The 18,372-nt window shown below is 68.8% G+C and carries 20 protein-coding genes; 5 read left to right on the top strand and 15 right to left on the bottom strand.

Annotated features, from left to right (window positions below; genetic code table 11):
• Window positions 1–49 precede the first annotated feature (49 nt).
• The 4 genes from Sp245p_RS06720 (at window position 50) to Sp245p_RS06705 (ending at window position 3,849) form a co-directional block, all read left to right on the top strand.
• Window positions 50–607 (top strand): Uma2 family endonuclease, encoded by a 558-nt coding sequence (locus Sp245p_RS06720; RefSeq protein WP_014240835.1) that lies wholly within the window; start codon window positions 50–52, stop codon window positions 605–607.
• Between the two features lie 50 nt (window positions 608–657).
• Window positions 658–1,641, top strand: a complete 984-nt coding sequence (locus Sp245p_RS06715; RefSeq protein WP_014240836.1) for a homoserine kinase — start codon at window positions 658–660, stop codon at window positions 1,639–1,641.
• 4 nt (window positions 1,642–1,645) lie between these two features.
• Window positions 1,646–2,140, top strand: coding sequence for a ribonuclease HI (rnhA, locus tag Sp245p_RS06710; protein WP_014240837.1), 495 nt, complete (start codon window positions 1,646–1,648; stop codon window positions 2,138–2,140).
• A 110-nt stretch (window positions 2,141–2,250) separates the two neighbouring features.
• Complete coding sequence (locus Sp245p_RS06705; RefSeq protein ID WP_014240838.1) at window positions 2,251–3,849, top strand: AMP-binding protein; 1,599 nt, start codon at window positions 2,251–2,253, stop codon at window positions 3,847–3,849.
• 149 nt (window positions 3,850–3,998) lie between these two features.
• On the opposite strand, the gene Sp245p_RS06700 is transcribed toward Sp245p_RS06705, so the two are convergent.
• Both Sp245p_RS06700 and Sp245p_RS06695 read right to left on the bottom strand, forming a co-directional pair.
• Window positions 3,999–4,481, bottom strand: coding sequence for a peroxiredoxin (locus Sp245p_RS06700; protein ID WP_038527122.1), 483 nt, complete (start codon window positions 4,479–4,481; stop codon window positions 3,999–4,001).
• 29 nt (window positions 4,482–4,510) lie between these two features.
• Complete coding sequence (locus Sp245p_RS06695; protein WP_014240840.1) at window positions 4,511–6,595, bottom strand: protein-disulfide reductase DsbD family protein; 2,085 nt, start codon at window positions 6,593–6,595, stop codon at window positions 4,511–4,513.
• Window positions 6,596–6,753: 158 nt separating this feature from the next.
• Here Sp245p_RS06695 and Sp245p_RS06690 point away from each other — a divergent pair, with 158 nt between their 5' ends.
• Window positions 6,754–7,329, top strand: a complete 576-nt coding sequence (locus tag Sp245p_RS06690) for a YqgE/AlgH family protein (protein ID WP_014240841.1) — start codon at window positions 6,754–6,756, stop codon at window positions 7,327–7,329.
• A 73-nt stretch (window positions 7,330–7,402) separates the two neighbouring features.
• On the opposite strand, the gene Sp245p_RS06685 is transcribed toward Sp245p_RS06690, so the two are convergent.
• From Sp245p_RS06685 to cyoE, 13 genes are all read right to left on the bottom strand, one after another.
• On the bottom strand, window positions 7,403–7,621 hold the full coding sequence (locus tag Sp245p_RS06685) for a hypothetical protein (protein WP_129557158.1): 219 nt from the start codon (window positions 7,619–7,621) through the stop codon (window positions 7,403–7,405).
• Between the two features lie 119 nt (window positions 7,622–7,740).
• Window positions 7,741–8,331, bottom strand: coding sequence for a GNAT family N-acetyltransferase (locus Sp245p_RS06680; protein WP_014240843.1), 591 nt, complete (start codon window positions 8,329–8,331; stop codon window positions 7,741–7,743).
• Between the two features lie 27 nt (window positions 8,332–8,358).
• Window positions 8,359–9,615: a M16 family metallopeptidase gene (locus tag Sp245p_RS06675; RefSeq protein WP_014240844.1), complete on the bottom strand. Its 1,257-nt coding sequence runs from the start codon at window positions 9,613–9,615 to the stop codon at window positions 8,359–8,361.
• The gene (thrC, locus tag Sp245p_RS06670; protein WP_014240845.1) at window positions 9,612–11,024 is read right to left on the bottom strand and encodes a threonine synthase; all 1,413 of its coding nucleotides are present in this window, start codon (window positions 11,022–11,024) and stop codon (window positions 9,612–9,614) included. Before thrC ends, Sp245p_RS06675 begins: the two co-directional genes overlap by 4 nt.
• A 168-nt stretch (window positions 11,025–11,192) precedes the next feature.
• Window positions 11,193–12,518, bottom strand: coding sequence for a glycoside hydrolase family 5 protein (locus Sp245p_RS06665; protein ID WP_014240846.1), 1,326 nt, complete (start codon window positions 12,516–12,518; stop codon window positions 11,193–11,195).
• Window positions 12,519–12,598: 80 nt separating this feature from the next.
• Window positions 12,599–12,817, bottom strand: a complete 219-nt coding sequence (locus tag Sp245p_RS06660) for a hypothetical protein (RefSeq protein ID WP_129557157.1) — start codon at window positions 12,815–12,817, stop codon at window positions 12,599–12,601.
• A 128-nt stretch (window positions 12,818–12,945) separates the two neighbouring features.
• Entirely contained in the window at window positions 12,946–14,442 is a 1,497-nt protein-coding gene (locus tag Sp245p_RS06650) for a carboxypeptidase M32 (protein ID WP_109138419.1), read from the bottom strand.
• Window positions 14,443–14,454: 12 nt separating this feature from the next.
• Window positions 14,455–15,195, bottom strand: a complete 741-nt coding sequence (locus Sp245p_RS06645; RefSeq protein ID WP_014240848.1) for an SURF1 family protein — start codon at window positions 15,193–15,195, stop codon at window positions 14,455–14,457.
• Window positions 15,196–15,197: 2 nt separating this feature from the next.
• Complete coding sequence (locus Sp245p_RS06640; RefSeq protein WP_014240849.1) at window positions 15,198–15,572, bottom strand: DUF983 domain-containing protein; 375 nt, start codon at window positions 15,570–15,572, stop codon at window positions 15,198–15,200.
• 82 nt (window positions 15,573–15,654) lie between these two features.
• Window positions 15,655–16,533, bottom strand: a complete 879-nt coding sequence (locus tag Sp245p_RS06635) for a cytochrome c oxidase subunit 3 (protein WP_014240850.1) — start codon at window positions 16,531–16,533, stop codon at window positions 15,655–15,657.
• Between the two features lie 59 nt (window positions 16,534–16,592).
• A complete protein-coding gene (locus tag Sp245p_RS06630) occupies window positions 16,593–17,216 on the bottom strand; it encodes a cytochrome c oxidase assembly protein (protein WP_014240851.1) in 624 nt (207 codons plus the stop codon).
• A 44-nt stretch (window positions 17,217–17,260) separates the two neighbouring features.
• On the bottom strand, window positions 17,261–17,395 hold the full coding sequence (locus tag Sp245p_RS36225) for a hypothetical protein (protein ID WP_014240852.1): 135 nt from the start codon (window positions 17,393–17,395) through the stop codon (window positions 17,261–17,263).
• Window positions 17,392–18,321: a heme o synthase gene (gene cyoE, locus Sp245p_RS06625; RefSeq protein WP_014240853.1), complete on the bottom strand. Its 930-nt coding sequence runs from the start codon at window positions 18,319–18,321 to the stop codon at window positions 17,392–17,394. Before cyoE ends, Sp245p_RS36225 begins: the two co-directional genes overlap by 4 nt.
• Window positions 18,322–18,372 lie beyond the last annotated feature (51 nt).

Raw genomic sequence — 18,372 nt, 5'->3', positions numbered from 1 at the left:
TGCAAAGACCCGCATAATCCAGGGACCGGCCTTCGCGAAGGAGACGTTCATGGGCGCGCCCGCCATCCAGAAGATGGACATCGACGAGTTCCTGGCCTGGGCCGACCGGCAGGAGCCGGACACCCGCTACGAGCTGGTCGGTGGACAGCCGCGGGCGATGAACGCGTGCTCCCAGGCGCACAGCCGGCTGACGGCGGCGATCATCATTGCTATCGGCATGCGTCTCCGCCCACCCTGTCGAGTCTTGACGGAAACGGCCATCGAACGCGACGACCGCAACGACCGCTTTTACGAGGCCGACATCGCCGTCACCTGCTCGCCCCACCAGCCCGGCCAGCGCTCGACGCCGAATCCGGTGCTGGTGGTCGAGATCCTGTCCGACAGCACGGCCAGCCACGACCGCGGCACCAAGGTGCCCGACTACATGCAGATCCCCTCCGTGCAGGAGGTGCTGCTGGTGGACAGCCGTGCCGTCCGGGCGCAGCTCTGGCGCCGCGACGGACGGCGCTGGATCGTCGAGGATTTCACGGAGGACGCCACGCTGCCGCTGGCCTCCATCGGGGCGGAGCTTCCTCTCGCGGCGCTTTACGACGGCATCGTGTTGTGAACGGCCGCGGCGGCATTGACCGGCGTCCCGAATCCCGGTAAGGCGCTGGCATGGCCGTATACACCGAAGTCACCGACGACGAGCTGAACGCTTTCATCGCCCAGTACGATCTGGGCGCCGTCCTGTCCTGCAAGGGCATCGCGGAGGGGGTGGAGAATTCCAACTTCCTCCTGGTGACGGAGCGCGGCCCCTACATCCTGACGCTTTACGAGAAGCGCACCCGGCGGGAGGATCTGCCCTTCTTCCTGGGTCTGATGGAGCATCTCGCCGACAAGGGCATCGCCTGCCCGTTGCCGGTCCAGGGGACGGACGGGCTGGCCCTGCGCGAGCTGGCCGGGCGCCCGGCGGTGATCGTCACCTTCCTGGCCGGCATGTGGCCGCGCCGCATCACGCCGCACCACTGCGCGGAACTGGGGACGGCGCTGGCCCGCCTGCATCTGGCCGTCGCCGACTTCCGGATGGAGCGCCCCAACGCCCTGTCCCTGGACGGCTGGAAGGATCTTGCCGGCAAATGCGCGCCGCGCGCCGACGAGGTGGCCCGCGACCTGCGCGCGACGCTGGAGGCGGAGCTTGCAGCACTGGAGGCCAACTGGCCTGCCGGCCTGCCGTCCGGGGTCATCCACGCCGACCTGTTCCCCGACAACGTGTTCTTCCGCGGCGACGGGCTGTCCGGCCTGATCGACTTCTACTTCGCCTGCAACGACTTCCTGGCCTACGACATCGCGATCTGCATGAACGCCTGGTGCTTCGAGGTCGACGGGTCGTTCAACGCCACCAAGGCGCGAATGCTGCTGACCAGCTATCAGAAGGTCCGCCCTCTGTCGCCGGCGGAGATGGCCGCCCTGCCCTGGCTGTGCCGCGGCAGCGCCCTGCGTTTCCTGCTGACGCGCCTCTACGACTGGCTGAACCATCCGCCGGGGGCCTTCGTGCGTCCGAAGGACCCGCTGGAGTATCTGCGCAAGCTGCGCTTCCACCAGACCGTCCGCGGGCTCGGCGACTACGCGCTCGACGACGGCGGCAGCTATCAGGTCTGACGCCATGACGGACACCACGGAGACCGGCACCGACGGTGACAAGAGCGCGCCGAAGGTTGTCGACATCTTCACCGACGGCGCGTGCAGCGGCAACCCCGGCCCCGGCGGCTGGGGCGCCATCCTGCGCTACAACGGGGTGGAGAAGGAGCTGTACGGCGGCGAGCCGGCCACCACCAACAACCGCATGGAGCTGATGGCCGCCATCCAGGCGCTGGAAGCTCTGAAGCGGCCCATGGAGGTGCGGCTCTACACCGACAGCGAGTATGTGAAGAACGGCATCACCCAGTGGATTCACGGCTGGAAGGCCCGTGGCTGGAAGACCGCCGACAAGAAGCCGGTGAAGAACGAGGATTTGTGGCGCCGCCTGGACGAGGCGAAGCGGCAGCACCGGATCGAGTTCCACTGGGTCCGTGGCCATGCCGGCCACCCGGAGAACGAGCGGGCCGACGCGCTGGCCCGCCAGGGCGTCGCCGAGGTCCGGCAGACCGGGCGGGGCTGACCCGTCCGGCGAATGGCCGCCATCCTCAAGGGTTTGTGGACGGCGGCCCCACCGCCCCGCTAGGCTCCCTCCGACAACAAACGACGAAAGATCGTTGGGAGGAGACCGAGATGTATCCGCATTTGCGGAACGAAGCCCGTTGGGTGCTGCCCGAGGTGCTGGCCCATCAGGCCGCCGAACGCGGCGGCAAAACCTTCGTCACGATGATCGCCGGCAAAGAGAACAACGGCGATTCGCTGACCTACGCCGAGGCCCAGGAGCAGGCGGGCCGCGTGGCCGGCTTCTTCGCGGGGCTGGGCGTGAAGCCGGGCGACACGGTGGCGGTGATGCTGCCGAACGGACTGGACTTCGTGCGCGTGTGGCTGGGGCTGGGACGGCTGGGCGCCGTCATGGTCGCGCTGAACACCGAGCTGAAGGGCGGCTTCCTGGAGCACCAGCTGGAGAACGCCGGGGCCGCCCTGGCGGTGGTCGACGCCGCCCTGGCCGACCGCATCACCGACATCACGCCACGCCTGACCGCGCTGCGTGGGCTGGTGGTGCCCGGCGCCGCCCAAGGATCGCCGCACACGGCGCTGGAGAGCTGGCGCGACGCCGCCCCCTACGACGGCCCCCTGCCCCGCGCCGGCGACGACGCCTGCATCATGTACACGTCGGGCACGACCGGCCTGTCGAAGGGCGTGCTGATGCCGCACGGCCATGGCTTCCTGTTCGGGCTGGGCTCCATCGACAATTTCGCGCTGACCGACGAGGACCGCTTCTACATCTGCCTGCCGCTGTTCCACGCCAATGGGCTCTACATGCAGCTCTACGCCGCGATGATCTCCGGCGGGTCGGCGGTGCTGCGCGAGCGGTTCAGCGCGTCCTCCTGGCTCGACGACATCCGGCGCCACGGCTGCACGGTGACCAACTCGCTGGGCGCCGTCACTGCCTTCGTGGTGGCCCAACCGCCGCGCCCCGACGACCGGGACCACCCCCTGCGCCTCGTCGGCGCCGCCCCCAACCCGGCGGACACCGAACGGGTGCTGCGTGAGCGCTTCGGCGTCCGCGACGTCATCAGCCTCTACGGCATGACCGAGGTGAACATCCCGCTCTACGCCGAGATGGGCAAGCCGCGCCCCGGCACCTGCGGCAAGGTCTACGACCGCTACTTCGATGTGGAGATCCGCGACCCGCAGACCGACCTCCCGGTGCCGCGCGGTCAGGTCGGCGAGGTCATGGTACGCCCGAAGGCCGCCTTCGGCTTCCTGTCCGGCTATCACCGGATGCCCGACAAGACGGTGGAGGCGTGGCGGAATCTGTGGTTCCACACCGGCGACGCCGCGGTGATGGACGCGGAGGGCTACGTCACCTTCGTCGACCGCATCAAGGACTGCATCCGCCGCCGCGGCGAGAACGTCTCGTCCTACGAGGTGGAGACCGTGCTGTCGCGGCTGGAGGGTGTGGCGGAGGTCGCAGCCTATGCCGTGCCGGCGGGCATTCCGGGGGCGGAGGACGAGATCATGGTCGCGCTGGTCGCCGCACCGGGCGCCACCCTGACGCCCGAGGCCGTGGCCGCCTTCGCCGAACGCGAACTGCCGCGCTACGCCCAGCCCCGCTACATCGACATCGTGGACGCTTTCCCCAAGACGCCGACCGCCAAGGTGCAGAAGGCGAAGCTCAGGGAGCGCGGCGTGGCCGACACCACCTGGGACCGTACGAAGGTGACTTGAACGAGAACCTATGCACAATTCCCTCTCCCCTCTGGGGAGAGGGTCAGGGTGAGGGGGTTGCGCATTTGCCGGACGCACCGACACGCACATCCCCCTCACCGGCCCTCCGGGCCACCCTCTCCCCGGAGGGGAGAGGGCTAAAACCGCCCTTACAGCGCGCCCAGCACCGCTTCGGCCGAGGACACCTCGAACTGGCCCGGCTTCTCCACGGCGAGGTGGGTGACCTTGCCGTCCTTGGCGACCAGGGCGAAGCGCTGGCCGCGCAGGCCGAGGCCGTAGCCCGTGCCGTCCATCGTCAGGCCCAGCGCCTGGGTCAGAGCGGCGTTGCCGTCGGGCAGCATGGTGACCTTGCCGCCGACTCCGTTCTTCTCGCCCCAGGCGCGCATCACGAAGGGATCGTTGACGGCGAGGCAGACGATGTCGTCCACGCCCTTGGCCTTCAGGTCCTCGGCCTTCTGGACGAAGCCCGGCAGATGCTTGGCGGAGCAGGTCGGTGTGAAGGCGCCCGGCACCGAGAACAACACCACCGTCTTGCCCTTGAACAGCGCGTCGGTGGTGACGTCCTGCATCCCGTTGTCGGTCAGATGCTTCAGCGTGACGGACGGGATGGCGTCACCCACTTGAATGGTCATGTCTCCTGAACTCCCAAATTTTTTGTGCTTCAGCTTTTGATCTTGCCGGACGCCCGGTCGAGCGCGTCGAGGACGGCGCCCTCGGTCAGCAGCTCCGGAAGCGCGATGCCGTCCGGAGCCCCCGGACCATAGACGATGTTGAAGGGAATACCATAGCGGCCGTGTCGGGCAAGATAGCGGGCAATGCTCTCGTCCGGTCGGGTCCAGTCGGCGCGCATGGCGGTCACCGTCCCGGCGTCCTCCAGCCGCTGCGCGACGGTGCCGCGGTTCAGCACCAGCTTCTTGTTCGCCTGACAGGTGATGCACCAATCGGCGGTGACGTCCACGAAGACGGTGCGCCCGACGGCCACCTGCTCGCGGATCGCCGCCTCGTCGAAGACGGTCCAGCGCGCCGCCGTGCTCTCGGCCACCGGAGCCGCCCCGGCGGAGGGGCCGAAGACGGCGGGAACGGCGAAGGCCACCAAGGCCAGCAACCCGGCCAGCGCCGCCCCGGCCCAGCGTGCCGTCTCCGCCAGCCGGCGGCCCAGCCACAGCGCGGCGACCAGCCCGCCCATCAGCACGGCGACGGCCAGCGCCGGCACCTCGCCCACCTGGACGACCAGCACCGACAGCAGCCACAACGCGGTCAGGGCCAGCGCTCCGCCCAGAACCCGGCGCAGCGCCACCATCCAGCGCCCCGGGCGCGGCAGCAGGCGCGCGGCGCGCGGGAAGGCGGCGATCAGCAGATAGGGCAGCGCCAGCCCGACGCCGAGCGCGGCGAAGATGGCGAACACCTCCGGCGCCCCGCGCGACAGCGCGAAGCCCACCGCCGTCCCCAGGAAGGGCGCGGAGCAGGGCGTGGCGAGCAGCGTGGCGAAAGCGCCGGTGGCGAACTGTCCACCCAATCCTTGTCCCTCTGGCCCACCCAGCCGGTCGGCCACGGCGCGCGGCAGCGGAAGCTCGAACAGGCCCCACAGATTGGCGGCGAACAGCGTCACCAGCACGACCATGAAGACGAGGAACAGCGGCTGCTGGAACTGGATGCCCCAGCCCACTGCACCGCCCGCCGCCTTCACCGCGACCAGCGCCCCGGCGAGGATCAGGAAGGAGGTCAGGATCCCCGCCGCCGAGGCCAGGAAGCCGGCGCGCACCGCCGCAGGCGCCCGTCCGCCGTGCTGGACGATGGACAGCAGCTTCAGCGACAGCACCGGCAGCACGCAGGGCATCAGGTTCAGGATCAGCCCGCCCAGCAGGGCGACGCCCAGCATGGCCAGCAGCCCCGCCGGAGCCGCCCCGGCACCTCCACCCAGCCCCGCCGCGGCGGTCGCCGGAGCCTCCACGGACCGGTTGCCGTCCACCACGGTCAGCGTCATCGCCCGTCCGGCGAGGTCCAGGCCGGGCGTCGGGTCGGTCGCGTCCATCCGCAGGATCGCGCGCCGGTCGCCGTCGAGGAACTGGCTCTTGGGCGCGGCGAAGGTCACCGGCGGGTCGGTCTCCACGAACACGTCGGGGGCGACCATCGGCTCGCGGGCGGTGACCTCGACCTCCAGCACGGCGCCCTGGCCGCGCACCGCCGTGACGGTCAGGCCGGACGCCCGCCCGTCGCCGGGCACCAGGGACTGGGCGCGGGCGATGTCGTTGGCCGACGCCCCCGGAGTCGCCGGCCCCTCGGGGATGGACAGGGACAGCGCCACCATCTCCGGCACGCAGATGGTCGAGCAGACCAGCAGCTCCGCCTTCAGCGCGAGATCGAGCGGCTTGCCGGGCTCCGCCGGGGTGGCGGCGATGGGGAACAGCACCTCCGCGTCGTAGCCCGCCGTCTCGAAGCCCAGCACGGTGAAGCGGTGCGGGGCCGGGTAAATCAATTCCGTCGCCTTGAGGTTCCGCGATTCCGACCAGTCCAGCCGCGGCGCGAAGCCGGCGTCGCCCGGCGTGCGCCAATAGGTCTTCCAGCCGGGTTCCAGCCGGACCTCCAGCCCCAGGGGGATTTTGGCGAGATCGCCCACCCCCTGGACCGACGCGACGAGCCGCGCCTCCACCGGGCCGGACTTGACCCAGGAGCCGGTCTCCGCCCTCCCCATTCCGGGTGCGGCCAAGGCCAGGATGGCGAGCAGGAACGGAACAAACCTTTTCATCGCACCGACTGTTCTCATATCAAGACGCAGCGGGCCGCCCATCGGCCGCGGCTGTATATGGATGACAAAGCTTGGCCCGTGCTGTCACACTCGGGCGAAGACGGCTTCGGGTGGCCGCCCAACGGCCCGCCCGTCCCCCGACACTAAGGATAGCGCCCATGCCGCACCTGACCAAGTCCTCGGACTATCTGACCGGCCAGTTGCTGATCGCCATGCCGGGCATGACGGACCCGCGTTTTCAGCGGACCGTGATCTATATGTGCGCCCACAACGAAGACGGCGCCATGGGCCTCGTCGTCAATCGCCTGTTCGGGTCGGTCACCTTCGAGGATTTGCTGGAGCAGCTCGAGATCGAAATCCAGGAGCCGATCGCCAACATGCCCGTCCATTATGGCGGGCCTGTGGAGTCCGGGCGCGGATTCGTCCTGCATTCGACCGATTATGTGCGGGATGGCACGCTGGTGGTGGACGACGAGGTGGCGCTGACCGCGACCATCGACATCCTGCGCGCGATTTCCGAGGACCGCGGGCCGCGCCGCAACATCCTGCTGCTCGGCTACGCCGGCTGGGGGCCGGGACAATTGGATGCGGAAATCCAGGCGAACGGCTGGCTGAACGTGCCCTGCGACGAGACCCTGCTGTTCGATCCCGAACTGGACACCAAGTGGGAACGCTCGATCGCCAAGCTCGGCGTCAGCCTGTCCATGCTGTCGGCGGAGGCCGGGCACGCCTGACGGCGTCCGCTCCCGATTACGAACACGACCCGCCGCACCGCAAGCGGCGGGATCTCATGTCGGAATTTATAATTCACGCACCCTTGCTGGCGATCGCCAAGGCGAGACCGCGCGCCTGCATCAGTTCGCTGCACCGTTCGACCAGCTCGTCACCGGCGTAGACCGCCCAGCCGCTTTGGAAACCCGACGCCTCATAGCGCAGATCGACGCGGCGTCCGTCCAGTTCGACGGCGTAGGTCAGGGAATCTTCTTTCGTCCAAGTGGCGTTCGGATAGGTGGGGTTCGACGACATATCCGCCTCATGCGATGCGAAGGACATGCCGTCAGCCTGCGCCCGCTCCCTTAACCGCGGGTTAAGCCGGCCGGGACGACCTCTTGGGAATTCGGAGGCGGGCACCCCGACCGGACGGGCTAACCCCGCCATTCCTCGCGCAGGATGGCGTAGAGGACATGGTCCCTCCACACCCCGTCGATGCGCAGATAGCCGCGCGCGTAGCCTTCATGGGTGAAGCCGACCTTTTCCAACAGGCCGCGGCTGGGCGCGTTGGTCGGCAGGCAGGCCGCCTCGACCCGGTGCAGCCCCAACTGCCCGAAGGCGAAATCCAGAACCAGCCGGGTCGCGCCGGACATGTAGCCGTTGCGCGCGTAGGGCTGCCCCACCCAGTAGCCGAGCGTCGCCATCTGGGCCACGCCGCGCCGCAGGTTGGTCAGCCCGAGCCCGCCGACCAGCCGGTCGGTCGCGCGGTCATAGACGAGAAAGCTGTAGCCCTGGTCGTCGCGCCACTCCTGCGCCTGCCGCCGCAGCCGACGCCCGAAGGCGGCGCGGGTCAGGGCGTCCGCCGGCCAGGTCGGCTCCCAGGGGGTCAGGAAGGCGCGGGAATCCGCCCGCAGGTCGGCCCATTCCCGCCAGTCCCGCGGCAGTGGCGGGCGGATGTAGCAGATCGGCCCGTCGAGCCGGACCGCCGGCGGGCTGATGAGACCACTGCCGAGCAGGCGGATCATGCTGCCCCTCCCACCCTGGCGCGTCCCTTACCGGAACCGCGCGGCGATGCGGTCATACTCCTCCAGCCGTCCGATCGGGCCGAGCGCCGCCACGGTGGGGCGGCTCTCGCGCAGGCGCCGGGCGACGCGGACGATGGACTCGCGGTCGACCGCCCCGATCTTCTCGACGATCTCCTCCACCGGCACCGGGCGCCCGTAGACCAGAAGCTGCTGGCCGAGCTGCTCGCAGCGCGACATGGAGCTTTCCAGCGCCATCAGCGTCCCGGCGCGGAGCTGGGCGGCGGCGCGGGCCACCTCCTCCTCGGTCACGTCCTCGGTCACCCGCATCAGCTCGTCGCAGACGACCGGGACCAGTTCCGCCACCTCGTCCTCGCCGGTGCCGGCGTAGACGCCGAACAGCCCGCCGTCGCGGTAGGCGCCGGAGAAGGTGTAGATGGAATAGACCAGCCCGCGCTTCTCCCGCACCTCCTGGAAGAGGCGGGAGGACATGCCGCCGCCGAGCAGCGTCGACATCACCGAATGGGCGTAATAATCGGGATCGTGCACCCCCACCCCGTCGAAGCCGAGGACGAGGTGCATCTGCTCCAGGTCCCGCGCCTCGCGGAAGTCGCCCCCGGCGTACCGCGCGTCCTCGGACTCCGGCGCCGGACGGGAGGACAGCCCGTCGAAGGCCGACAGGGCCATGTCGACCAGCCGGTCGTGCTCCAGCCGCCCCGCGGCGGCCAGGACGATGCCCGGCGCGCCGTAATGGCCGTCGATGTAGTCGACCAGCGCCGGGCGCGACAGGGCGCCGACGATGTCCGCCGACCCCAGCACGGGCCGGCCAAGCGCCTGCCCCGGATAGGCGGTGGACTGGAAATGGTCGAAGATGATGTCGTCGGGGGTGTCGGCGGACTGGCCGATCTCCTGAAGCACCACCGTGCGCTCCCGCACCAGCTCCTCGCTGTCGAGGACGGAGTTCTGGAGCATGTCGGCGATGAGGTCGAGCGCCAGCGCCGCGTCCTCGTGCAGGACCTTGGCGTAATAGGCGGTCTGTTCGCGCGTCGTATAGGCGTTGAGCTGGCCGCCGACATTCTCGATCTCCTCGGAGATGCGGAAGGCGGAGCGCCGCTCGGTGCCCTTGAACAGCATGTGCTCGACGAGATGCGCCACGCCGTTGACGCTCGCGGACTCGTTGCGCGTGCCGACCCCGACCCAGCAGCCGAGCGAGACCGACTGCACGCCGGGCATCGTGTCGGTGGCGACGCGCAGCCCGTTCGGCAGCGTGGTCACGCGGATGCTCATGCGGCCTCCTTGGCGGCGCGGGCGCGGGCGACGACGAACTCCTGGACCGCCGCCACGTCGTTGGGCAGCTCGGACAGCCGCTCCTCCCGCTCGTAGAGGTCGGCGAGGCGCGGCGGCAGGACCGGGCGCCGGCCGGTGGCCGTCTCCACCGCGTCGGGGAACTTGGCGGGGTGGGCGGTCGCCATCACCACCACCGGCACCGACGGATCGACCGGGGCGGTCGCCGCGGAATGGATGCCGACGGCGGTGTGCGGATCGACCTGATAGCCGCCGGTCTTCTCCCAGACCTCCTTGATGACGTCCATGGTCCGGGCGTCGTCGGCGCGGCCCGCGGCGAAGATCGCGTGCGCCTCGGCCAGCTGCGCGTCGGTGACGGCGAATTTGCCCTCCGCGCGGAAGCCGTCCATGGCGGCCTGCACGGCGGCGCCGTCGCGGCCCAGCAGGTCGAACAGCAGCCGCTCGAAGTTGGAGGAGATCTGGATGTCCATGCTGGGACTCAATGTGGGCACGACCGGAGCCGCCGACATGGTGCCGCTGGCAAAAAAGCGCGCCAGGATGTCGTTGGCGTTGGAGCCCACGACCAGCCGCTCCACCGGCAGCCCCATCGCCCGCGCGCCGTAGGCGGCGTAGACGTTGCCGAAATTGCCGGTGGGCACGGTGAAGGCCACCTTGCGGTCGGGCGCGCCCAGCGCCACCGCGGCGGCGAAGTAATAGACGATCTGGGCCATGATGCGCGCCCAGTTGATCGAATTCACCGCCGACAGGCCCATCTTGTCGCGGAAGGCCATGTCGTTGAACAGCGCCTTCACCAGATCCTGGCAGTCGTCGAAGGTGCCGTGCAGCGCGATGTTGTGCACGTTGTCCGACAGGACGCTGGTCATCTGGCGGCGCTGCACCTCCGACGTGCGGCCCTTCGGGTGCAGGATGAAGATGTCCACGTTCTGGCGGTCGCGGCACGCCTCGATGGCGGCGGAGCCGGTGTCGCCTGAGGTGGCGCCGACGATGGTCACCCGCTTGCCGCGCTTGGCCAGCACATGGTCGAACAGGCGGCCGAGCAGTTGCAGCGCCACGTCCTTGAAGGCCAGCGTCGGGCCGTGGAACAGCTCCATCACCCAGGTGCGCTGGTCGAGCTGCACCAGCGGCACCACCGCGGCGTGGTCGAAGCTGGCGTAGGCGTCCTTCACGATGGCGCGGAAGTCGTCCTCGGCGATGGCGCCGCCCAGGAAGGGCAGCATGACGCGCACGGCGATCTCGCTGTAGGGAAGGCCGCGCATCGCGCGGATCTCGTCGGCCGAGAACTGCGGCCAGCTATCCGGGACATAGAGGCCGCCGTCACGCGCGAGACCGGCCAGAAGGACTTCCTCGAAACCCAGGACCGGGGCCTGGCCCCGCGTGCTGACGTACTTCAACGCACACTCTCCGACGCCTGAAGGTGGCCGACGCTGTGACGGGCCGGCGACTCTTGTGGAACGGGCATAGTTAGCGCCCTACCACACGCCGTGCAAGCGGCGGGTTCCGGATGCGTTGCAAACAAAACCCCTCTCCCGCGGTGGGAGAGGGGATTGTCAGGCTCCCGATCAGGCGCCGGTGTGGACGTCCAGCGGGTCGTGGTGCAGCGCCGACGGATCGTGCGCGGCATCGACCGGCGGAAGCTCCACCGTCTGGGCGGCGAGCGCGGCGTTGACCGACGCGGCGGTGCTGTGGTCCGCCGCCTGCGGCTGGGTCACCGTGTGGGACAGGACGTTGATGTCGCCCTCACCCAGCGCCTGGGCCTTGGCCGGAGCCCAGGCGGCCTTGGCCGGGCTGCCGCCGTCGAACAGGCCTTCCTTGATGGCGTTGTACTTGGTCTGGTCGACCGTCTGCCAATCGTCCTTCAGGATGCCGCCGGTGTCGCCCGAGTTCGGGTTCCACGACCAGTAGGTCCAGCTCGCCCCTTCCTTGCCGGCGCCGAGATCGTTGGTGCCGTTGCCGTCCAGGTCGCCGTTCATGTAATCGATCAGCTTGGCCATGTAGGCCTTGTCCTGATCGGTCTCCAGCTTGCCGCCGAACTCGCCGACCAGCACGGGCGCCTTGTCTTCCTTCAGCAGCCAGCCCCAATTGTCGGTGTACTGGCCCGGCAGGTTGTTCGGGTAGTCGCTGGCCTTGAACCACTCCATCTCGTGGATGGACGGGCCGTAGGAGTGGACCGAGTAGACCAGCTTGTCCGGATGATCGAATTCGATCGGGCGGTCCTTGGCGCCGCGCAGGTTGCCGCCCCACCACTCCCACTGATTCTGGTGGATTTCGACGCCCTCGACCAGCAGCAGCCAATCCTTGTTGACCGACTGGATCTCGTTGCCGATGCGCTCCGCGGCCCAGGCCCAATCGGTGGCCTTGTCGCCACCGCCCCAGGTCGCCTGCCCGTGCGGCTCGTTGTGCAGGTCGGCGCCGACCACCGTGTCGTTGCCCTTGTAGCGCTCGGCCAGCATCTTCCAGTTTTCGATCATCTTCGACTCCGGGTACTTGTCGTCGTACCACAGGCCGTTCTCGTTGGCCGACGCACCGTCGCTGGAGCGATGGTGGTCGAGGATGACCTTCATGCCGATGCGCCCGGCGTAGTCGATCACCTTGTCCATGACCTCAAGCGGGGACTTATTCGCGAGGTCGGGATTCTTGGAGGTGTCGATGCCCGTCGCCCGGTCGGCGTCCAGAGCCGCGTCGCTCCACGGCAGGCGGATGGTGTTGAAGCCCAGCTCCTTCATCTGCTCCATCATCCCCCAGTACCCGCGCATGTCCATGCCGTTGGGGTTGAAGACGAAGCCCTCGCCGCCGAACCAGTTGACGCCCGTCAGCTTGACGTTCTGACCCGACGAATCGACGATCTGGTTGCCGTCCGTGTGCAGGAAGCCCTTGGCGATGCCCATTGTGCTCAGCCCTCGTTGCCATTCGCGTTGGGCCGGAAGCTGGCGGTTTATGGTTAACGAAATATTTCCAGGAATGTTGCTTAATTCCGGCAATCCAAGGCATGTGTGACCATGTCCGGAAGAGCGGATTTTGAAGACATTTGAGACAATGAAGGCGCGTCGAGTGCTTGCGCTGTTTTGAGGCTGTTTTTCGGATTGATTGCTTGATGGCGCGAAGCGCCGTGCCGAAACGAAGGAGGGTTACGGGTCAGCCTTTTGCGTTCGGTGGATTTTGCGGATTCTTCCGCATCAGCGAACATGTTTCGGCGCCCCCTTGCCCCCACCCCGGCCCTCCCCCGCTTCGCGGGAGAGGGTGCCTTCCGCGAAGCGGCGGCAGTCCCCTCCCCTGCGCAGCGGGGGAGGGTTAGGGAGGGGGCAAAGGCTCCGCTCAAGCGCCCAGATACCGGCTTTCCAGATGCCGCCGGAACACCGCCGCGTCGAGCGGGCGCCCGGTGGCGGCAATCAGCAACTCGTCGCCCGATGCGTACAGGCACCCCTTGCCGTGCACATTCGCCCCCAGCCACGCCACCAGCGGCCCGAGGTCGCCGCGCGCCAGCGCCGGGCGGATGTCCGGATCGGCCTTCGCCGCGGCTTCGAACAGCTGGGCGGCGGTCATGGCGCCCAGTGTGTAGCTGGGGAAGTAGCCCCAGGCACCGGACGGCCAGTGAATGTCCTGAAGGCAGCCCAGCCGGTCGTCCGGCGGTACAACCCCAACCAATTCCTTCATGCCGTCGTTCCAGGCGCCCGGCAGGTCGGCCAACGCCAAATCCCCGGCGATCAGCGCCTTCTCCAGCCGATAGCGCAGGATGATGTGGGCCGGGTAGGTCACCTCGTCGGCGTCCACCCGGATGAAGCCGCGCTCCACCCGGCTGTAGAGGCGGCGCAGGTTGTCCGGCTCCCAGGCCGGGCCGGAGCCGCCGAACGCCTCCTGCGCGACCGGGGCCAGCCAGCACAGGAACTCCGGCGACCGGCAGGCCTGCATCTCCACGATCAGCGACTGGCTCTCATGCACCGCCATGCCGCGGGCCAGCCCGACCGGCTGGTTCAACCAGTCGCGCGGGCGGCCCTGCTCGTAGAGGGCGTGGCCCGTCTCGTGCATCACCCCCATCAGGGCCTTGGTGAAGTCGTCCTCGTCGTAGCGGGTGGTGATGCGCACGTCGCCGGTGGCGCCGCCGCAGAAGGGATGCAGCGACACGTCCAGCCGTCCGCGGGTGAAGTCGAAGCCCGCCGCGCGCATCAGCCGCTCGCCCAGCGCCTTCTGGTTGGCGACGGCGAAGGGCCCCACGGGCCGCAGCGGCGCCGGTTCGGCGGCCTGCCGGTCGAGGACGCGCCCGATCAGCTCCGGCAGGAAGCCGGCCAGACCGGCGAACAGGGCGTCGATCCGCTCCGAGCGGGCGCCGGGGTCGTGCTCGTCCAGCATGGCGTCGTAGGGCGACAGGCCCATGGCCGCCGCCTTGGCCTCGCCGCACTCGCGCACGCGGCACAGCACCTCCGACAGGCTGGGCAGCAGCTTGGCGAAATCGCTTTCCGCCCGCGCGCTGCGCCACGTCATCTCGCAGGCCGAGATCGCCTTGCTGGTCGCCTCGATCAGGTCAGCGGGAACGGCGGTGGCGTGGCGGTGAGTGCGCCGCATCTCCCGCAGGTTGGCCGCCTGCCATGCGTCCAGCCCGCCCGCGCCCTCCGCCGTCGCCAGCCAGTCGGCCACGCGGGGGTCGGTTTGCAGCTCGTGGGCCAGCACGGTCAGGGTGGCGGTCTGCTCGGCCCGCCCGTCGCTGGAGCCGTCGGGCATCATGGTCTGGCTGTCCCAACTCAGGATGCCCAGGGCGTCGCCGATGGCGGCGATGCGGGCGAAGCGGCGTTCCAACTCCCGATAGGCGGCTGTCATGAGGCGCAACTCCTAGGATGCCGGGTTGGTCCTCCGGCGTTGGGACAGCACATAGACGACGACCAGCGTCGCGGCGAGGCTATACCAGGTGAACGCGTATTGCCTATGGTTGTTGGGCAGCTCGACCAAGGGCTGAATTCCGTTCAGCGGCGCGTTGCCGCGCGCCGGGTCGGGAGTCATCTCGACCGCCAGCGGGGCGACACTCTCCAGCTTCACGGCAGCGGCCATGGCCGGCAGGTCCAGACGCATCCAGGACTCCGCCCCCGGCCGGTTGCCCGGTTGGAGCCAGCCGGCGGGCTGCGGCAGACGGACCAGACCGGTGACGGTCACCGGCCCCTCCACCCGGCTCTCCGGGCGGCTGGCCGCGTCGCGCTTGTCCATGGGCAGGAAGCCGCGGTTGACCAGCACCACGCCGCCGCCCTCCTCCGCCGGGCGCTGCAGCGGGGTCAGCAGTTCGTAGCCAGCCTGCCCCTGCCGGGGCCGGGCCACCAGCAGCAGTTCCTTGTCGTTCAGGAAGCGCCCGGTGACGGTCACCGGACGGAACTCCAACGCCTCCGGATCGGCGATGGTGGGGGGCAGCGGGATGGGGGCGGCGTGCAGCCGCTGCTCCACCCGGCGGACCAGATCCTCCTTCCACGCCAGCCGCTGCATCTGCCATGTCCCCAGCCCCAGCATGACCAGCACGGCGGGAACGGTGATCAGCGTCGCCCACAGCGAGGGGCGGAAGCGGCGGGGTTCGGCGGCGGCGGTCATGGTCACTCGTCCGGGTCCTCCAGCTCGTTGCGGCGGTGGCGGTACTGCAGCGCCACCACATAGGCCTTGGCCGGGCGCAGCATGCCGAGCGCCAGCCCCAGCACGACGATGCTCCAGACGATGGCGTGCAGCCACAAAGGCCAGTCCACCGTCATCGACACCCACAGCGCCACCGGCACGACCAGGAAACCCAGGATGAAGATCAGGAAGACCGCCGGCCCGTCGCCGCTGTCCTGCCGGGCGAGGTTCAGGTTGCACACCGAACAGCGCTCGTTGACCGTCAGATAACCGTGGAACAGCTTGCCCCGTCCGCAGCGCGGGCAGGCGCAGCGCAGGCCCGCGGTCAGGGGCGATGGGCTGGAGTAGTACGTGCTCAAATCATTCGCCTCCTTCCAGGAATGGGAAGCCCCTCTCCCCCGGTGGAGGAGAAGGGCTTCGCAAGGCGACAGGGGAGATCGATCAGTGGCCGCTGGCGGCGCCCAGCGAACCCCACCAGTAGATCGACACGAACAGGAACAGCCAGACCACGTCCACGAAGTGCCAGTACCAAGCCGCCGCCTCGAAGCCGAAATGGCTCCGCGGGGTGAAGTGGCCCTTCATGGTGCGGAACCAGCAGACCGCCAGGAAGATGGTCCCGATGATGACGTGGAAGCCGTGGAAGCCGGTCGCCATGTAGAAGGTCGACGGGTAGATGCCCTGCTTGAAGCCGAAGGCGGCGTGGGCGTATTCCCAACCCTGGAAGAAGGTGAACATCACCCCCAGCAGGACGGTCAGGCCCAGCGCGCGCGACGCCTCCTTGTTGCGGCCCTCAAGGATGGCGTGGTGCGCCCAGGTGACGGTGACCCCCGACAGCAGCAGGATCAGCGTCATCATCAGCGGCAGGTGGAAGGTTTCCAGCACCGTGATGTTCGGCGGCGGCCAGACGCCGTGCGGGTTCTCGGCGAACACCTTCGGATAGAGCGCCGCGTCGTAGAAGGCCCAGAAGAAGGCGGCGAAGAACATCACCTCCGAGGCGATGAACAGCGCCATGCCGTAGCGCAGGCCGATCTTCACCACCGGGGTGTGCGCCTTCTCGCGCACCGCCTCCTTGATGACGTCGCGCCACCAGCCGAACATCACGCCCAGGATGGACAGGAAGCCGAGGGCTGCCAGCAGCCAGCCGCCGCCGTGCATGTAGATGACCATGCCCGTCGCGAACAGACCGGCCGCGAAGGCGCCCAGCAGAGGCCACGGGCTCGGCTTCACCAGATGGTAGGGATGCGGGATGCCGGCGCCCTCGCCCGCGCCGTGCGCGGAGGCTGGGGGATGCGGCATTTGCGCGTGCGTGATGTCGGCCATCGTCTCTTTCCAACCCCGGTTTGTTTCGCCCGATTTCTTCGTTCAGACTGTCTCTTTTTTCAGTTCGCCGCGGTCCCGGTGCCTTTCGCACCCGCGGCCTGCGTCGCGTGCTGCGCCAGCACCTGGGTCTCGTCCTTGGCGCGGAAGAAGGTGTAGGACAGGGTGATGGTGGTCACATCCTCCATCGCCGGATCGTCGGCCAGGGCCGGATCGACGAAGAAGGCCACCGGCATGTCCACCGACTGACCGGGCTCCAGCACCTGCTCGGTGAAGCAGAAGCACTCGATCTTGTTGAAGTACTTGCCGACCTTGTCCGGCGTGACGTTGTAGAGCGCGGTGCCCACGGTGGGCCGGTCGGTCCGGTTGGCGGCCTGATAGGCGGCCAGCCCCATCTCGCCCAGCTTCACCGTCAGTTCCTTCTGCTCCGGCTTGAAGCGCCAGGGCAGCGACTGGTTGACGTCAGCGTTGAAGCGGACCTTGATGACGCGGTCGACCTGCCGCGCGGGCGCGGCGTCGGCCCGCTGGGTGGTGCCGCCGAAGCCGGTCACCTGACAGAACAGCGCGTAGAGCGGCACCGAGGCGTAGGCCAGCCCGACCATCCCGAAGACGAGGCCGAACAGCCCGGCCATGAACAGGCGGTTCTTCCGCCGGAGCCCTTTGTCGCCTTCTCGCCGGTCGTTCATGGCGCCGCTTCCTCCCTGCCGTCTGTCAGCTTGACGTCCCGTGGTCAGTGCCCACCCATCCGCACCAGCGTGATGACATAGAACATCACCACCAGCCCGATCAGCGCGGCCAGGACCGCGTAGTTGCGCCCGCGCAGCCGCTTGCGGCGTTCCTCGTAAGACTCATCCATGATCGTCATGCCCCGCCTCCGGTCGTCAGGATTCCGGTCACCAGATGCTCGCCCATCAGCAGGGCGAACAGCAGGAACAGGTAGAGGATCGAGAAGCCGAACATCTGCTTGGCCGGCTTGTCGTCGGTGGCGCGCAGCACGCGGACCGCGCACAGCACGAAGAAGGCGCCCAGCAGGCTCGACCCGATCAGATAGGCAGGACCGCCGATGCCCAGGAAGTACGGCGCCACGGCGACCGGCAGCAGAACCAGCGTGTAGGCCAGCATCTGCCGCTTGGTCGCGTCCGGACCGGCGACCACCGGCATCATCGGCACCCCGGCGCGCGTGTAGTCGCCGTTGCGGAACAACGCCAGCGCCCAGAAATGCGGCGGCGTCCACAGGAAGATCAGCAGGAACAGCAGGATGGAGGGCAACTCCACACCGCCCGTCACCGCCGCCCAGCCGATCATCGGCGGGAAGGCGCCGGCCGCCCCGCCGATCACGATGTTCTGCGGCGTCCGCCGCTTCAGCCACATCGTGTAGATGAAGACGTAGAAGCCGATGGTCATCGCCAGCAGCGCCGACGCCGCCCAGTTGACCGCCAGCCCCATCACCACGACCGACGCTGCCGCCAGGATCACCCCGAAGGCCAGCGCGTTCTCCGGCTCCACCCGCCCCGACGGGATCGGGCGGCGGATGGTGCGCGACATCACCGCGTCGATGTCGCGGTCGTACCACATGTTGATGGCACCCGAGGCCCCGGCCCCGACCGCGATGCACAGCACCGCCACCGCCGCCAGCACGGGGTGGATGTGACCGGGCGCCAGAACGATGCCGGCCAGCCCGGTGAACACCACGAGCGACATCACCCGCGGCTTGAGCAGTTCGATGTAGTCACCCGGCGTCGATCCGGAGACCGGACCTGTCGAGACCCGTTCAATGCTCAGGTCCGTCATACTTCACTATCCTCCGGCCGGAGGAAGCCTCCCAGGCTCCCCCGGCGTCAT

Origin of the sequence: Azospirillum baldaniorum, from assembly GCF_003119195.2 — a bacterium.
Taxonomy (GTDB): Bacteria; Pseudomonadota; Alphaproteobacteria; order Azospirillales; family Azospirillaceae; genus Azospirillum; species Azospirillum baldaniorum.
Note: the sequence above shows the minus strand (reverse complement) of the source record. Positions and strands in the feature narration are given on the sequence as shown.

Bases quoted from the DNA above. Each gene is read 5' to 3' on its own strand.
- Sp245p_RS06720 (WP_014240835.1), top strand. From the start codon at position 50: ATGGGCGCGCCCGCCATCCAGAAGATGGACATCGACGAGTTCCTGGCC.
- Sp245p_RS06715 (WP_014240836.1), top strand. From the start codon at position 658: ATGGCCGTATACACCGAAGTCACCGACGACGAGCTGAACGCTTTCATC.
- rnhA (WP_014240837.1), top strand. From the start codon at position 1,646: ATGACGGACACCACGGAGACCGGCACCGACGGTGACAAGAGCGCGCCG.
- Sp245p_RS06705 (WP_014240838.1), top strand. From the start codon at position 2,251: ATGTATCCGCATTTGCGGAACGAAGCCCGTTGGGTGCTGCCCGAGGTG.
- Sp245p_RS06700 (WP_038527122.1), bottom strand. From the start codon at position 4,481: ATGACCATTCAAGTGGGTGACGCCATCCCGTCCGTCACGCTGAAGCAT.
- Sp245p_RS06695 (WP_014240840.1), bottom strand. From the start codon at position 6,595: ATGAAAAGGTTTGTTCCGTTCCTGCTCGCCATCCTGGCCTTGGCCGCA.
- Sp245p_RS06690 (WP_014240841.1), top strand. From the start codon at position 6,754: ATGCCGCACCTGACCAAGTCCTCGGACTATCTGACCGGCCAGTTGCTG.
- Sp245p_RS06685 (WP_129557158.1), bottom strand. From the start codon at position 7,621: ATGTCGTCGAACCCCACCTATCCGAACGCCACTTGGACGAAAGAAGAT.
- Sp245p_RS06680 (WP_014240843.1), bottom strand. From the start codon at position 8,331: ATGATCCGCCTGCTCGGCAGTGGTCTCATCAGCCCGCCGGCGGTCCGG.
- Sp245p_RS06675 (WP_014240844.1), bottom strand. From the start codon at position 9,615: ATGAGCATCCGCGTGACCACGCTGCCGAACGGGCTGCGCGTCGCCACC.
- Sp245p_RS06665 (WP_014240846.1), bottom strand. From the start codon at position 12,518: ATGGGCATCGCCAAGGGCTTCCTGCACACGGACGGCAACCAGATCGTC.
- Sp245p_RS06660 (WP_129557157.1), bottom strand. From the start codon at position 12,817: ATGTTCGCTGATGCGGAAGAATCCGCAAAATCCACCGAACGCAAAAGG.
- Sp245p_RS06650 (WP_109138419.1), bottom strand. From the start codon at position 14,442: ATGACAGCCGCCTATCGGGAGTTGGAACGCCGCTTCGCCCGCATCGCC.
- Sp245p_RS06645 (WP_014240848.1), bottom strand. From the start codon at position 15,195: ATGACCGCCGCCGCCGAACCCCGCCGCTTCCGCCCCTCGCTGTGGGCG.
- Sp245p_RS06635 (WP_014240850.1), bottom strand. From the start codon at position 16,533: ATGGCCGACATCACGCACGCGCAAATGCCGCATCCCCCAGCCTCCGCG.
- Sp245p_RS06630 (WP_014240851.1), bottom strand. From the start codon at position 17,216: ATGAACGACCGGCGAGAAGGCGACAAAGGGCTCCGGCGGAAGAACCGC.
- Sp245p_RS36225 (WP_014240852.1), bottom strand. From the start codon at position 17,395: ATGACGATCATGGATGAGTCTTACGAGGAACGCCGCAAGCGGCTGCGC.
- cyoE (WP_014240853.1), bottom strand. From the start codon at position 18,321: ATGACGGACCTGAGCATTGAACGGGTCTCGACAGGTCCGGTCTCCGGA.